The 15,794-nt window shown below is 52.0% G+C and carries 12 protein-coding genes; 2 read left to right on the top strand and 10 right to left on the bottom strand.

Going from position 1 to position 15,794, the window contains the following annotated elements:
- Positions 1-139 precede the first annotated feature (139 nt).
- The gene (locus HRM2_RS25190) at positions 140-1,408 is read right to left on the bottom strand and encodes a hypothetical protein (protein WP_015904143.1); all 1,269 of its coding nucleotides are present in this window, start codon (positions 1,406-1,408) and stop codon (positions 140-142) included.
- Positions 1,409-1,731: 323 nt separating this feature from the next.
- On the opposite strand from HRM2_RS25190, the gene HRM2_RS27635 reads away from it, so the two are divergent.
- Both HRM2_RS27635 and HRM2_RS11300 read left to right on the top strand, forming a co-directional pair.
- Positions 1,732-1,995, top strand: a complete 264-nt coding sequence (locus HRM2_RS27635) for a hypothetical protein (RefSeq protein WP_232364257.1) — start codon at positions 1,732-1,734, stop codon at positions 1,993-1,995.
- On the top strand, positions 1,989-2,384 hold the full coding sequence (locus tag HRM2_RS11300; RefSeq protein WP_049770438.1) for a hypothetical protein: 396 nt from the start codon (positions 1,989-1,991) through the stop codon (positions 2,382-2,384). Before HRM2_RS27635 ends, HRM2_RS11300 begins: the two co-directional genes overlap by 7 nt.
- Before the next feature lie 231 nt (positions 2,385-2,615).
- Here the strand turns inward: HRM2_RS11300 and HRM2_RS11295 are convergent, their stop codons facing one another.
- The 9 genes from HRM2_RS11295 to HRM2_RS11255 form a co-directional block, all read right to left on the bottom strand.
- A complete protein-coding gene (locus HRM2_RS11295) occupies positions 2,616-3,506 on the bottom strand; it encodes a CoB--CoM heterodisulfide reductase iron-sulfur subunit B family protein (protein WP_015904141.1) in 891 nt (296 codons plus the stop codon).
- On the bottom strand, positions 3,503-4,030 hold the full coding sequence (locus HRM2_RS11290; RefSeq protein ID WP_015904140.1) for a 4Fe-4S dicluster domain-containing protein: 528 nt from the start codon (positions 4,028-4,030) through the stop codon (positions 3,503-3,505). The genes HRM2_RS11295 and HRM2_RS11290 overlap by 4 nt, the downstream gene beginning before the upstream one ends.
- Before the next feature lie 10 nt (positions 4,031-4,040).
- Positions 4,041-7,526, bottom strand: a complete 3,486-nt coding sequence (locus tag HRM2_RS11285) for a response regulator (protein ID WP_015904139.1) — start codon at positions 7,524-7,526, stop codon at positions 4,041-4,043.
- 65 nt (positions 7,527-7,591) lie between these two features.
- Positions 7,592-8,719: a Coenzyme F420 hydrogenase/dehydrogenase, beta subunit C-terminal domain gene (locus tag HRM2_RS11280; RefSeq protein ID WP_015904138.1), complete on the bottom strand. Its 1,128-nt coding sequence runs from the start codon at positions 8,717-8,719 to the stop codon at positions 7,592-7,594.
- Positions 8,720-8,731: 12 nt separating this feature from the next.
- Positions 8,732-9,154 carry a hydrogenase iron-sulfur subunit gene (locus HRM2_RS11275; RefSeq protein ID WP_015904137.1) on the bottom strand — a complete coding sequence of 141 codons (423 nt, stop codon included), beginning with the start codon at positions 9,152-9,154 and terminating at the stop codon, positions 8,732-8,734.
- 12 nt (positions 9,155-9,166) lie between these two features.
- On the bottom strand, positions 9,167-12,646 hold the full coding sequence (locus HRM2_RS11270; protein WP_232364256.1) for an FAD-dependent oxidoreductase: 3,480 nt from the start codon (positions 12,644-12,646) through the stop codon (positions 9,167-9,169).
- Entirely contained in the window at positions 12,591-13,025 is a 435-nt protein-coding gene (locus HRM2_RS11265; RefSeq protein WP_015904135.1) for a response regulator transcription factor, read from the bottom strand. Before HRM2_RS11265 ends, HRM2_RS11270 begins: the two co-directional genes overlap by 56 nt.
- A gap of 316 nt (positions 13,026-13,341) precedes the next feature.
- A complete protein-coding gene (locus HRM2_RS11260) occupies positions 13,342-15,072 on the bottom strand; it encodes a sigma 54-interacting transcriptional regulator (RefSeq protein WP_083776569.1) in 1,731 nt (576 codons plus the stop codon).
- Between the two features lie 188 nt (positions 15,073-15,260).
- Positions 15,261-15,656: a secondary thiamine-phosphate synthase enzyme YjbQ gene (locus HRM2_RS11255; RefSeq protein ID WP_015904133.1), complete on the bottom strand. Its 396-nt coding sequence runs from the start codon at positions 15,654-15,656 to the stop codon at positions 15,261-15,263.
- Between the last annotated feature and the right edge of the window lie 138 nt (positions 15,657-15,794).

Raw genomic sequence — 15,794 nt, 5'->3', positions numbered from 1 at the left:
ACAGGATACTATTCCCTTTTTCGAGGGGAGTGTTACATATAAACCGGCACGGCCGGAACGAGGTATGGTTCCCAGCCACAACGAACGATGAAACGCCTCTGTTTGTAATGCTTTGGTGGGTGTTTCATATAAATTTGTTTTAACGGAATGCTTTGAACCACTTGCGTCTGAACAGCATCCATGATCCCATTGGTGCCCCCTGGTTCAGTCGGTTTTCATGAAAACTGCAGCAGGCCTCAAAGTCTGACACCCAGGGGGCTGTGTTGCCGCGTTCCCTGGCAAAGGCGGCTAAAGCCTGGATGCGTAAAAGGCCGCTGGGCTTTATCGGCAGTAGCTGAAGGGCTTTAATTGTCTGTTGGATGGACCCCACATTTAAACAGTCCGGTATTGGATGCCGGGTTGCTGCAAAACAAAGGGCGGTGATCAGGCACTGGGCACAAACCCCACAGTTTTCATCTTTGTGCCGGCCCTTGTGACAGACCCTCAGATGCTGCACAGCAGGTTCCCAGCCGGCAATGGATGCGGCTTTCTGCCAGCGGGAGCATTCGCCGCCGTCATTGAATATTTTCATTTGTCTGCTGGACAACAGGGTGTCTGTCAACGGATTGGAACCCCACGGAAACCGCAGTGCATCATACGAATGGGAGCTTGCGATCAGGCCGGCTGAAAACCGCCGGTTGAACAGGTGCAGGCAGGATGCCAGGGCTGTGGCATGGGACTCTTCCCAATCGCCAACCACCTGCCGGAAATTATACTGAACAGGAATCAGCTCAAGGTCAATACTATCCGTGATCTGCCGGGCTTTTAAAAGCGTGTTTGAAAAGCCCCGGGTGTCGTCCAGCGGAATATCAAACCCATGCACCAGTATGGCGGCATCCGGTGTTCTCCGGGGAAAGGTCTTGGCTGCAATGGTGTGTTTCCATGCAGTAAAGCACGAATCCAGACCCCCGGAAAACATCATGGCGGTTTTTTGCGGTACTTGTGTGGCCTCATTGACGATCGAATCCGGCAGGATCTTGACATGGGTATAACGGTCCGGGTACCACTTTGTCCAGATCTGCTGAAAATCACTCAGATTTTCGATCAGGGACTTGCTGACCGGTCCCCGGACGATTACGTCGCAGCCGACCCGCATGGCCAGAAAAACACATGCCGTGACAAAGGGATCCAGCAAATCGGTGACCGCATTCTGGACTGTTGCGGGAAACTTGAACCAGAGCCGGGTTTTTGCTTCGAGGCTGTGGATTTCGACGGCCGTCTGCACTTGCTTGCCCTGCAGCACAGGGGAAAGCGGCACAAGTTCGATGGGGTGTTGAGTATGTTGTTTTCGTATTGTCGAATAAAAGGACTTCACGTTATTCCATGGGTGTTCTTTTACTGTTGCATGGGGTTCCCGGATCTGTTTCATGTGCCGCAACTGCTGCGGCCAGACCCCAGAATGATAAAAGGATAGGTAAATGCTTTTTTGCCTTTTGTCAAGATGAAGACAAATTTCTTTTACAAGCCTAAAAAATATTCTGTTGTTTGCCAATATTAGATTACACTATAATATCAGTATATTGCGGGTTCTTAAAACTTATTATCAATACCAAATGAACCTGATATTCAGTTGTGTCTCTTGCTTAAAATTAAATAAGGAGCACAAAAGGTATCGGGCCTTACTTAATTCGACTGATGACTTTTCAGTTCACAATAATACAGATCCTATTCAAATCAAAAAATGACCTTGTTTTGGAAACTATTGAACTGCGGCAGCAGATGGCAAAGAACAAAGGCCTTAAAAACATCACTGATCTGACCCGTTCGTTTTTAGTCTCGTTAAAAAGGGCTTGGCCAAAATCGATGGATGCTCTGATAATCGTTAAACTTGAGACTGTTATTGACTGGCAAAGGCGGCGTTTCAAGAAATATTGGACTAAAAAGTCAGATAAACATAAAAGACTTTGCAGGCCATCAATAAAACTGGAAATCCGCCAGCTTATAAAAAAATGGTAACTGAAAATTTTATCTGGGGTGCTCCCAGAATATATTCTGAGCTTTTGAAATTTGGCTATACTAAAAATCAAATTTCTCAAATAACCAGATCTCGATACCTTAAAAAAATTAGACCCGATGACCCGGATAAAACCAAGGGAAAAAGACAACAATGGAAAATATTTTTAAAAAATCATCGTCAATATATATTGGGTATGGATTTCTTTACCGTCCCAACAATTAGCTTCAAGACTCTTTATGTATTTTTCATTATTGATAATGCCAGAAGAAAAATTATTCATTTCAATGTTACTGAGCATCCTACAGCAGAGTGGGTGGTTCAGCAGTTGAGAAAAGCATTCCCTTTTGGCGGAGATGATATTCTTATTAGTGGAAAATCTGATCTGTAATGGCCCTGTACCTTGGCATGAGCCGTGCCAATGCCGTTTTAGGCCCATGATCGGAATAAAATCTTCCAAAACATGGCGTAGGATTTTAAGTCGTATTCAAGGCGCATTAATAAGTGCATATTGAAATATGTGCCCATTAAGGCAACGAATAAGACGGCTTAAAAGACACGCCATGTGGGAGGTTTTATTTTGATAATGGGCCTTATCCCTGATTATTTCAAAAAATCCGTGTCAATGCTGAACCGCAAGGGTAAGCCCGGATAATTTTTCCTTGAATTCAGGTGTCAGGGCAAGGTTTTTATCAAGTTTTACCTCTGATTCGCCAAGGCCCAGGGCCAGCCCCATGAGCTGGGGCAAATAAAGTATGGAGATGGAAAGGTCAATCCCGGCGTTGTGGGAAATCTTTGTCTGGAAGCCCTCAAGGTTGAGCTGGCACATGGGGCAGACAGTAACAATGGCATCGGCCCCCCTTGCCGCCATGAGGATCTTCTGGACAAGCTTTCGAGCGGAACCGGGTTTTGTGCTCATGTTTGAAGCGCCGCAACAGCTTGCCCCCATATCCCATTTAAAGACCTTTGCACCACAGGCGTTGACAAGACCTTCCATGGACACTGGGGCCTCGGGATCATCAAATACAGGATAGGGTCTGAGACACTGGCATCCATAGTAGGGGGCGATTTTAAGCCCGTTGAGGGGCCGGATTATTTTTTTGTAAAAGGTGTCAGTTGTAATATCGTTGACCAGGACATCCAGCAGATGACGCACCCCGGGCGGATTGGTGAGCGTAAGCTGTTCTTCAGCAAGGATGGTGTCGAGCTTTTGGGCAATTCCGGCATCTTCTTTTCTCTGGATTTCTGCCTTCTTAAGATTGAGGTAACAGGCGCTGCACGGTACAAGGATATCTGAATTGGGGTCTGTCTGCTCTGCAAGGGCAAGATTTCGTGCGCCAAGGGCAAGGCTTAAAAGGGCGCTCGTTGCCTCGCCAGCCGTGGCGCCGCAGCAGTTCCAGTCATTGATGTCAGTCAAAGACACCCCGAGGCAGGCCATGAGGGCACGGGTGGACACATCATACTCCATTGCAGACCCGGACAGCGAGCAACCCGGATAATAGGTGTAGTTCATGACGCCTCCTCAATTTCTGCAACCTTTTTAAAAAGCCCCTCAAGGTTGCCGGGTCCTGTCTTTGACGGCAGTTCAAAGGCCACCTTGTTTTTTTTCACAAGCTTGATGCCAAGGGAGGCAAAACGAAGGGGTAACATGGGATTTTTCATGGACAGAAAATAAAGTCCCATGAATTCACCCTCCCTGACCCTGCCGTGGCGGCGAACGCTCTCCATGAAACTTGCATAAAACCGGGTACTCTCCCGGTGTTTTTTAAGGTCTTTTTGGGTGGCAACGGCCTTAAGGGCAGCCATGGCTGCGGTCAGGGGCAGCCCCCTGGGGCATCGCAGGGTGCAAAGATAACACGAAGAGCAGAGGGTAAATGTTCGGCTGTCCAGGATGCTGTCGACCCTGTCCATGAGCACCATACGCCACAGTTTCCTTGGCACAAGGTCCATCTCATCGGCGTTGGGGCATGATCCCGTGCAGGTGCCGCACTGGATACAGGTATTCAGGGCCGCTTTTAACCTTTTCATTTCGTCCATAAAACCCCCTTTAAACGGCAGCATCGATGATTTCAAACATCTGCTGATCCAGAAAATTATTTACATAGGCGGCGCTGTTGGTGCAGACCGAGGCACAGGCCCCACATCCCTGGCAGATAATGGGATCGATCTTGATCCGATTGGTGTCAGGATCAAGGGTTCTTGCCCCAAAGGCGCAGGCATCAATGCACCGGCCACAAACACTGCACAGGCTTTGTTTAACGGCTGCAGTCACAGGGGAAGATGCAATCCCCGAGCTTGAGAGAAGCCGGACAGCTCCCATGGCCGCAGCCCCTGCAGAAGCTATGCTTTCTTCCACATCCCTTGGCCCCAGGGCAAGGCCGCAGGCAAACACCCCGCCTGTGACGGCGTCAACCGGCCGCCACTTGGGGTCTGCCTCTTTGAAAAAATTGTAGGAATCGACACCGGCCTTGAAAAATCCTGCCAGGGGTTCCACTCCCTTTGCAACAATACCCGTGGCAAGGACAACAAGGTCGGCCTGAATTTCCAGAATTCGGTCAAGTATGGGTTCATTGACCCTGACCATGGCCTGGTCAGACTCAAACGCCACCTCTGGTTTTTTGTCAAGGGTGTATCGGATAAAAATCACCCCAAGATCCCTTGCTTCCTTATAGTATGCTTCGGTAACCCCCTGGGTCATCATCTCCCGGTAGAGCACATAGATGTCAAGTTCCGGGTTGGCACGTTTTAACTCAAGGGCGTGCTTGAGAGATGAGGTGCAGCAGATCCTGCTGCAGTAAGGTCTTGCATCCATCCGTAACTCCCTTGAATCCACGCACTGAATCATGACCACCGCATTCAGGGTTTCAGGGTCAAGTTTTCCTGATCGAAGGGCTATTTCAACCTCCTGGTTGGTCATGACAACGGGACTTGTCCCATACCCGTAGGCCTTGGTTTCGGCCGCCTGACCACCTGTGGCAAGGATCACAGCCCCGTGAAAGATTTCCCTTAACCCCTTCGGGGATGGACCATGGGGATTCGGGCTGCCTGGGTTTGAGCCGTCAGGGTTTGATTCGGTATTGATGTTGATAACGGTTGAATATCGACCCGGACCTCCCCTTGTATTGTCCACCGTGGCATGGGTGTAAACGGTTATACCGGGTGTTTTCCCAATGCGCTCACGGGTGGTCTTCAACAACGCTTGTAGATCGTTTCCACTGATATTTTTATCAAGCCAGGCAAGATTCCCGCCAAGCTCGGACGATCGCTCAACAAGGACAACCTCAAAACCTGCCCCGGCAACCCCAAGGGCCGCAGTCATTCCCCCAATACCGCCACCGACCACAAGTACCCTGGGCACCATGGCAGGTGTATGGGTCTTGGGGCGGGCAAGGTGGCGAATCCGGGCAAGCCCCATCCTGACACTGGGGCCAGGTGGCTGGTCCCTGTGTATCTCAGCAAACTCAATATAGGCCGGATCAAGGCCCATGGCTGCAGCGATTTCCCCCTTTTTTTTAATAAAAAGCAGTGGGTCACAGGCCACAACAAGCAGTCGGTTAAATCGCGTTCCACCCAGGGTATGTACCAGGTCATCCCAGCCGGCCTGGGTACAGATGCGGTCAATTTTTATCATTTTTGAGACGTGGATGTCCTGTTCAACAATGGGGGCAACCTGCTGGGCAATATCCGGACCAAGTGGGCATTGACAAACTACTACGCCGATGTCGGAAATTTCAGACGAGACATCCCGAAGAACATTGGGCAAGGCAGGTTCTTTGTCCGGCCCATCCCCTGGTCCCGCGGCTTTGGCTGCCCGGATGGTCTTGAGAGCCAGGCTTGAGGCCCATGAGGCGTAAATCACGGATTCGCCGATCTCCTTTAGCCCGGAGGCGGAACCGCCGACAAACACGCCAGCCTTTTTTCCATTGTCCAGGAATAGGTCCTGGTAGGGAGAAGACAGAAAACCAAAGGGGTTCAGGTCAACACCCGTGGCAGCGGCAAGGTCATTTGTGTCTTTGCCGGGTCGCTGGCCCACAGAAAGGACCACCATGTCAAAAATCTCATCTGCTCGTTTACCCGAATCCTCGGAGATGACCACCAAGAGCCCCCCTGACTCCGGTGGTGTGCCAGGGCTGGCAGCGGCAACTGGAGCGGGGCAAACCGAATGGGGGCGGGCCCGTTTCAGAATCACGCCATACTCGTTTTCAGCCCGTTTCCGGTAGGCCTCAAAATCTTTGCCGGAACAGCGCATATCCATGAAATAAATAACCGTCTCAATGGTGCCGCAGGAACGCTGCCTCACAAGCACGGCCTCCTTAAGGGCGATCATGCAGCAGATTGACGAGCATATGGGAAAATCCTTCTGCCTTGAACCCACGCACTGAATCCAGGCCATGCGTTGGGGAACCCGGCCGTCCGAAGGCCGTTTCAACTCACCATTGAAGGGTCCGGTCTGGCTTAATATCCGTTCAAGCTCACTGTTGGTCACCACATCCGCAAGTGCCTTGTACCCAAAGGTGTTGGTCCCGGCCATGGGATCATAGTAATCAACGCCCGTGGCAAGGACAATGGCCCCCACGTCAATTCCGGCTGACTCCCGAAGGTCTGGCCGTTGCTCAAGAAAGACCTTTTTAACCAGGGAGACAACCTTTTCCGGGTCAAAGGGTTTGATCACATACTCAAGGGCCCCGGACCGCATGGTAGAGACTGCTGTTTCAACCGTGGCATAGGCCGTCATCATGACGGCCACAAGATCAGGGAACTGCTCTTTTGCCCTTGAAAGCACCTCTGTACCGTCCATTCCCGGCATTTTTATATCCAGGAACATCATGGCAAAGGGCGTGGCCTCAAGGCGCTCCAGGGCCCCTTGACCGGAAGTTGCGGTTTCCACCACAAACCCTTCAAACTCAAGCCAGTCCTTTAAACTTTCCCTTACAATCTGTTCATCGTCCACCACAAGGATCTTGAAATTTTTCCTGTGGTCGGCTGGAAGGGTAATGGCGTCAAAGGGACATGTCTGCTCACATTCGCCGCAAAGGGTGCAATGGTTCATGTCAATGGTATAGATATTTGGAACAGCATGGGGAACGGGCAGATAGATGGCCTTTGTCCGGGACAACCCATGGTTAAAGGGGTCGTCAATGGAAACCGGGCACACCTGGGCACACAGGTTGCATCCGGTGCAGCGGTTGGGGTCGACTATGGGCACTGGGCTTTCAAGGGTTGCATGGTAGTTGCCGGGTTCTCCCTCGACCTTGACCAGGCGGGTCAACAGTTTCACCTCAATATTTTCATGAATCAACCCCTTTCTCAGACACCCCTGGAAACAGCTCTCCCTGTCCGTGTTAGGCAACATTCGGCACATGCCACAGCCGTCGGTGGGAAACTGGTGCTCAAGCTTTGAAAGAACACCCCCCATGTGGGGGGCAGCATCAATCAAGGTCACCCTGCATCCTGCTTCAGCAAGATCAAGGGCAGACCTGATACCGCTGATTCCTGCGCCCACCACCAGTGCTTGACCCTGTTTTTTAATCATACCATCACCTTGAATTTCACATTTGTCACGTTTTTATCTTCATTGTGACCGCTATGCCATGGCGGTCAGATTCCGGTTACATCCTGAAACTCGTCTTCAAAGAAAACAGACAGGGGAAAAGGCTCAGCAAGGTTGGCGCCGGCACGGTAGCCAAACCCCTTTTGGGCCGCCTTGCCAACGGATGTAAAAAGCTCGGCAAGGGGGATGTCATTGGGGCAGGCATTGGAACACTGGCCGCACCCCACACAGGAAAGACCCATGTGGATCATCCGGGTCATATGAAAAAAAACCGTGTCCATGGGCATGCGAAGCGTACCCCTGTTCTTTGACCAGGTGGCGTATTGAAAGGGCTCATAATCAAACACATCCGTGTTAAACACGCACTCCCGGCAGAAGCAGACCGGACAGGCTACCCGGCAGTTGTAGCAGTTAACGCAGGCCGACAGATAGTTCCCGAGCCCCTCCAGGGTGGATGTGGTGGCGGTGAGGTCCTCAAACACCTTTTTTTCAACACTGACTCTTTGGGCCAGCACCGCCTTGAGGCGCTCTTTACGGGTTTTGGGAAGGGGACGTTCCCCAAGGGCAAGGCCCATGAGCAATTGTTGTCCCCTGTCTGTTCCGGCAAAAACACCCAGGGTGTCATCGGGCTGGTCAACAAGGGTAATGCAGATGTCGGCATTTTCCGGGAATGGGGAGGTGCAGATGGTGCAGGCGGTTGACAGCGGAAGGGCTTTGTCCTCCTCGAACCCGGATGCAAAACGCTTTGCCAGAAATTCAAGGGTGTGACTTCCCCCCCTTTCCGGCAGCTGGTTGAAGGTTTTATTTGGATAGGCCCCGGGGCAGTCAAACGAGATGGTGATAAGATGATCCATCCTGGCCTGCTTGATTTTTACAAGCTCAACCAGGGCCCTTAATTCACAGGGCCTTAAAACCACGGCAACGGTTTCATCCGTTGGCCGCTTGGTCAGTTTTGAGACAAGTTTTGCCCCGTTCAGGGGAAAAAACGGAGCAAAGGGGTCGGCCATGGCAAGGGCTGCCGGGTCTGAGACCAGGGTCGGCATGATGGCGTGGGTGGTTTCACTCTCCAGGGGAATCAGCATGGAACCGATATCATCTTTTTCGAACAGGGTTGCAAGAAAAACTCTAAGGGCGTCAAGCCGGTTTTTTCCTTTGATTTCATAGGCGTCTTCCATGTAGTCTCCCCCCTAAATCACCTGTTTCATATCGGTAACGGCAGGCCCAAGTGCCTTTAACTCGGCCACCATTGATCGGATCACCTTGGCAAATTCAATACCATCGCTTGCCCCGATCCAGGTGAGCCTGAGCCGCTCCCGGCCGATTCCGAACCGTTCAAGGATGTTGTGGACAAGATGTATCCTGCGCCTAGCCTTGTAATTTCCGTTAATGTAGTGGCAGTCACCTGGATGGCAGCCGCTGACCAGAACCGCATCAGCCCCGGAAAGAAAGGCCTTGAGCACATATTTTGGGTCCACCATACCCGTGCACATCACCTTTATAAGCCTTACATTGGGCGGGTACTTCTGCCGGCTTGTTCCGGCAAGGTCTGCGGCCGTATAGGTGCACCAGTTACAGACAAATGCGATGATAGTGGGTTCAAAATCCGCCATCCCTTTTCTCCTTTATAAACTGTTTATGCTGTCCATCACCCCGGAAAGCTCGGCAAACATCTGTTTTTCATTAAAATGCCTCACCTGGGCCGCCCCGCTGGGACAGAACCCGGCGCACGAACCACATCCCTTGCAAAGGGCTTCGTTGACCACGGACACCCCATGCAACTCATCAAAGGAGATGGCCGTGTAGGGGCAAAGCCCGATGCAGGTCTTGCAGCCCGCACAGATATCAGGGTCTATGTATGACACCGTGGAAGGAACAGTGACCTCCCCCCGGGAGGCAAGTAAGAGTGCTTTTCCAGCAGCGCCCGAGGCCTGGGCCACGGCATCGGGAATATCCTTTGGACCCTGGCAGGCACCTGCGATAAACACCCCGTCGGTTGCCGTATTCAAGGGACCAAGTTTGGGATGCTCTTCAAGGAAAAATCCGTCCGATCCCTGATTAATGCCAAGGACCCTGCCAATATCCCTTGCATCTGCCCTTGCCTCCATGGCCGTGCACAGCACCACCATGTCCACGGGCACCCTTATTTTTTCAGCCAAAAGGGTGTCCTCGCTGATGACCACAAGCTTTCCCTGTTCACTGTCTGTTTCGGCCCGGTCGGTTATTTCAGCCACCTTGCCCCGGATAAATACGGTTCCCTCTTGCTGGCATTTGGTGTAAAACTCCTCATACCCCTTTCCGAAACAGCGCATGTCAATGTAAAAATTATAGACAAGGGTGTCATGGCCCACCTTTTCATGGACCAGGTGGCCATATTTCAGGGCATACATGCAACACACCCTTGAGCAGTACTCGTGGTAATTCACATCCCTGCTGCCGATGCAGTGGAGAAGGGCAACACTTCGGGGACTTCGGGTCAACTGACCCTTGTCGTCCCGGATGAGAATCTCCCCGCCCGTGGGACCGGTGGCATTGCTCAAACGTTCAAATTCAAGGCTGGTAAATACATTGGGATACCGCCCATAGCCGTACTGTTTCATGGGGGTGGGGTCCAGGGGATCAAAACCGGTTGCCGTGATGATGCTGCCCACCTTGACCTCAACAATTTCAGCCCTCATTTCATGGTCAACGGCCCCTGGCTCACAGGCATCAACACAGAGCTTGCACTCACAGCACCCGCCGCAGTTGATGCATCGTTGGGCCTCAAGGGCAGCGGCCTCCGGGGTAAATCCGGGATCCACCTCGTCAAAGTTATTTTTCCTTGTTTCAGGATCAAGGAAAACAGGTGTCTGCCTTGGAAGCTGTTCAGGATCTTTCGGCATGGGAGCATAATCAGTTGACCGCTGTTCCTGGATCAAATCTGTTTTTCCGCCCGGGTCAGGCCGGTCCTTTTCCTGCTCAACCGCCTGTGATTGTTTGCTGTCCAGATATTGGGCCATGGCAGCAACCACCCGGTGGCCGGCAGCAACGGCCTCGATCACCGTTGCAGGACCTGTCACAGCGTCCCCTGCGGCAAACACGCCAGGAATACTTGTCTCCATGGTGGTGTGATCCACACTGACCGTTCCCCAGGAGGTGAGTTCAAACCCCTCATCAATGGTACCAAGGTCAAGGCGCTGGCCAATGGCAGGTATCAGGGTATCGCAATCCAGGGTGAAAAGGGTGTTTTCAACCGGAACAGGTCGCCTGCGTCCGCTCCTGTCCGGTGGGCCCAGGGTATTTTTAATGCACGTCACCCCTGTTACCCTGCCCTGATCAGCAATCACCCGGACTGGACCTGCAAGGACCAGAAAAAATATTCCTTCGTCCCTGGCACCCTGAATTTCCTCCCTGTCTGCTGGCATTTCCTGCTCGGATCGACGATAGAGAACCGTTACCCTTTGGGCGCCAAGTCGAACAGCTACCCGGGCCGCGTCCATGGCCACATTCCCCCCGCCAACAACCACCACATGTTTACCAATGGCTTTGCGTTCACCCTGGTTAACGGCCCGTAAAAATTCAACCGCATCCACCACGCCCAAAGCATTCCCATTGTCAATGCCAAGATCCACTGGACCATGGGTTCCCAGACCCAGAAAGACCGCATCAAACCCGTCAGCGTTAAGGCTTTTTAAGGTAAAATCCCGGCCCAGTGCCGTGCCTGTCCTGAGGGTTATTCCAGTTCCAAGGATATGATCGATCTCCCGATCAAGGACGGCAGGAGGCAGGCGGTAGTCGGGTATGCCCCACCGAAGCATGCCGCCGGGTTTTTCATGGCGTTCGAAAATCGTCACCTTGAATCCCTTTTGTCTGAGATAGTAGGCAACAGTGAGCCCGGCAGGTCCTGAGCCGACTACGGCAATTTGCTGATTCCGTTCCGGGCCCATGGCAACAGGAACCTGGGCAAGGTCCCCCAGGTCCGCTGCAACCCGTTTTAAGTCTCGAATGCTGATGGCGGTGTCGATCAGGGCCCTTCGACACTCGTTCTCACAGGGATGGGGACAGACTCGACCCAGCACCCCCGGCAGGGGCAGCCGTTCCATGATGATGTTAAGGGCCTGCTGGTAATTGCCCATCTTGACCATCTGCACATACCCCTGGACATTTGTGCCGGCCGGGCAGGCAATTCGGCAGGGTGGTGTGGCATACTTGTCAATGGCAAAGGTGATGGGAACGGCCTGGGGAAACGACCGGTAGATGGCCTTTCGTTTGAGCAGCCCTAAATCCCAGGGGCTGTCCATTTCCACCGGGCAGACGGACGCGCACTCGCCGCAGCCCGTGCAGCGATGGTTCACATACCTGGCCTTTTTCCTGATCCGCACCGTATAGTTACCGATATAGCCGGACACCTCTTCAACCTGGCTTAAGGTCATGAGTTCCACAAAGGGATTCTGGGCTGTTTCCACCATTTTGGGCGTTCCGATGCAGGCGGCACAGTCAAGGGTGGGAAAGGTCTTGTCGTACTGGAGCATGTGTCCGCCAATGGTGGTGTCCTTTTCCACAAGATAAACCTGCAACCCGGCGTTTCCAATGTCGATGGCCGCCTGCATACCGGCAATACCACCACCCACAATCAGCACGTTGGGATTGATGGTCACGGTTCTTGAATCAAGGCTCTCATGGAAGTTGACCCGGTTAAGGGCTGCGGCACTCAGGGTCTTTGCCTTGAGGGTTGCGCTGTCTTTATCGTCAGTCACCCACGAGACCTGCTCCCTGACCGATGCCATCTGAAAATTGTAGGGGTTCAAGCCGGCCCGCTGGCAGGCATTCTGGAAGGTCTTTTCATGGAGCCTTGGCGAGCAGGATGCCACCACCACCCGGTTGAGACCCAGTTCCCTGATATCACGTTCAATGAGTTCCTGGCCCGGATCCGAGCACATGAACTTATAATCCCTTGCCACAACCACGTTCTTGACCGAACGGGCATACTCGGCAACCTCCTCAACCCGCACCATCCCCGCAATATTGATGCCGCAGTGACACACGTAAAAACCGATTCTGACGGCCATCTTATCCTCCCATATCCATTGTGTCTGTCGTCCCGTTCCCACGAGTCTGTCTGCCATCCCGGATGCTGACCAGAGCATTGATCTGATCCAGTAGTTCGTCCTCCTGAAGGGGTTTTTCGATAAAGGGAAGTCCGGAAGTCTGTTTCAGGCCGTTATGGGCATGAATGAGCCTGTTGCGAAAAAAAAGAGATCCAAGGGGAACAGGTGAGATAAAAATCACCGGCCGCTTTGGATCGCAACCGCAAAAGGAAAGGGCCCCTTCGTCGGGCAAAAGAGCGTCCACGATCATCAGGTCCGGACAACAGTCGCGTCGCTTGCATCTGCCCTCATCCACCCCCTTTGCACAATGGACGACAAACCCGCGATTGGTCAACAGGGTGCGTAAGAAGGCACGTGTTTCCGGTTCCTGGTCCACGATAAGAATGGAATATGCCATGGCATTGTCTCCGTTTCTCAAACAATCCTGGCGGCTGATCTGCCTGCGCCTTGGAATATAAGAAAGCAGGATGCATGCCAGGACCACACAAACGCAATTAAAACCGGCAAAAACCTCGGTTTGAGCCTTGTTCAGGTTGTCAAGAGGGTTTAAATAACCGATTATGGAATGAATATATATCAGGAAACATTGAAACAAACATGCAACATAATCAAAGAGAATTCAGTTTAAAAAAATGAATTTAAAGGGAATTAATGTTGCAAAACAGACTGCAACTTGTATGCAACAAATCTGCAACATTATCTGAAATTCTGGGCTAGGGCGAGATCTTGAATTTTCTCATTTTCCGCCACAGGGTGGTCCGGTCCATGCCCAGGAGGTTGGCCGTTGTTTGCCTGTGCCAGCGGTTGGCCCTGAGGACATCCAGAATTTGTTGACGCTCCTGGGCTGTGCCGGAAAACCCGGGGTCTACCGTGGACGGGTCAGAAAAACCGTCCCGTTTCCCCTCAAGTCCCGAACAGTCAAGGATGTAGGCAGGCAGATGGCAGGAACGGATCACCTCCTCCTGGCAGAGGATAATAGCGTGCTCGATGATGTTTTCAAGCTCCCGGATATTCCCTGGATAGTGGTAGTTCAGCAGGATCTCCATGGCAGTCTCACAGATGTCTGGAAACGGTTTTTTCATGATGCCGGCCTGTTTTCGCATGAGATGGCGAATCAAGAGGGGAAGATCCCCCCGTCGATTCATCAGGGGAGGAAGATCAATCCTGAGCACGTTGAGCCGATAGAAAAGATCCTCCCGAAAAAGCTTTTGGGCAACCAGGGATTCAAGCTTTCGATTGGTTGCCGAGAGAATTCTCACATCCACCCGCTGGGTCTTTCTGCTGCCAAGGGGATAAAATTCCCGGTCCTCCAACACCCTCAATAATTTTGCCTGGAGGGCCAGGGGAAGATCGCCGATTTCATCAAGAAAAATGGTACCGCTATGGGCCTCGCTGAACCGACCGGGTTTGTCCCGGTCAGCCCCGGTAAAGGCCCCCCTGACATAGCCAAAAATTTCAGATTCAACCAGATTGTCGGGAATGGCTGCACAGTTGACCTTTACAAAGGGCCTTTTGCTTCTATTGCTCTCGGAATGGATGATCTTTGCCAGAAGATCCTTGCCCGTTCCCGTGGCCCCTTCGATGAGCAGGGTGGATTCAGTCTTGGCAACCACCCGGACCATGTCAAAGATACGCTGCATGGCTGGATCCTTGCCGATCATGTGGTGGAAGTGATATTGACCTTTGATGGCCTGGTTCAGCTGCTGTACCAGGGTCATGTCCTGGAAGGCGGCCAGGGCACCGATGACACCGCCGTGATCGTTGAGCAGCGGAATATAATCGCCACTAATGGGAATAACCTCCCCCTGAAAACTGAGCAGTTCTCCCCGGACGGCCGTTGCCGGAATCCGATCGGCAAGCACCTGCTTGAGGGCCTGACAGACCTGTTTTCCCTCACCGGCAAAAAGCGTTCCACAGGCCTTGCCCAGCAGATTCATACGGCTGAAACCCGACACTTTTTCAGCGGCCCGGTTAAAAAAAGTGATCAGCCCGCCCCGGTTGACGGTGAAAATCCCCATGTTCAGGCTGTCAAGGATGATCTTGAGGCTCTGCTCCTCATAGTGAATCCGGTTGACCAGCTCGTTGAACGGAGAATGGTCCTGGAGAACGGTGACGCACCCCTGCACCCGTCCCTGGTCATCGAGCAGTGGCGCCCCCACCCGGGTGACCCGGTGCTTTTCACCGGCCTCATCCAGGAACTCCACATCCATGTCCCTGACATCACTGGTTTCAGGGTCATGGAACGGACAGGTCGGAAAGCATGGCAACCCGCAGAAAATCTCCTGGCAGTCACCGCCAATAATTTCATCCTCACTGAGCCTTAGAAGATTCCTGGCGCTGGTGTTGCACTGCCTGATTCTCCGGTGGTTATCGACCAGGATCACACCAATATTGAAATGATCCAAAATCTTCAGCCACTGATCGTAGAGGTTATGCCCCATCATCGCTCCTGAAAAGGGTTCGGGTATACGTTAAACCCTAACGTATTCATCAACGCCAATGCAAGGAGAAAAAACCAGTATCAAGCTGGGGTCGTTAAGGTTAATTGACCTGTCAGCTCAATTAAAGACGATCGGGGCAGATGCAGGGAAACAACACAAATCATAAATCAAAGGTTTCATATTTAAAAAAGCTATAAATCGGCCAGAATTTTCACATTAACCTGCCGATTTCTCGGACCATCAAATTCGCAGAAAAATATTCCCTGCCAGGTTCCAAGGACCAGTGAACCCTCCTCAAGGGCGATCAATTCAGAAGGTCCAAAAAGACTGACCTTGATGTGGGCTGCAGAATTTCCTTCCAAATGCTTGAAATGATCATCCCAGGGAATCACCCGGTTAATAGTGGATAGAATATCTTGTTCAACGTCAGGGTCGGCATTCTCGTTAATGGTAACGGCTCCTGTGGTGTGCAGGGAAAAAACATGGACAAGACCATTTTTAATCCCGGATTCTTCAGCCACACGGCGCACCTGGGAGGTGATTTCGATCATTTCTGTTCGGGCATGGGTTTTGACGCTAATCTGCATGCTATCCTCCTTGGATAAAATTCAAAAAAGACTTGACTTACATCATACCATTTCCTTATGAATTAATATCAGTTCGCACGGTTAGGGACTCAGATGTAAACAATTCCACAAATGCAGAATCAACTATCCCCCACACCG

This window comes from Desulforapulum autotrophicum HRM2 (assembly GCF_000020365.1).
GTDB classification, from domain to species: domain Bacteria; phylum Desulfobacterota; class Desulfobacteria; order Desulfobacterales; family Desulfobacteraceae; genus Desulforapulum; species Desulforapulum autotrophicum.
This window is presented reverse-complemented; position numbering and strand designations above follow the sequence as displayed.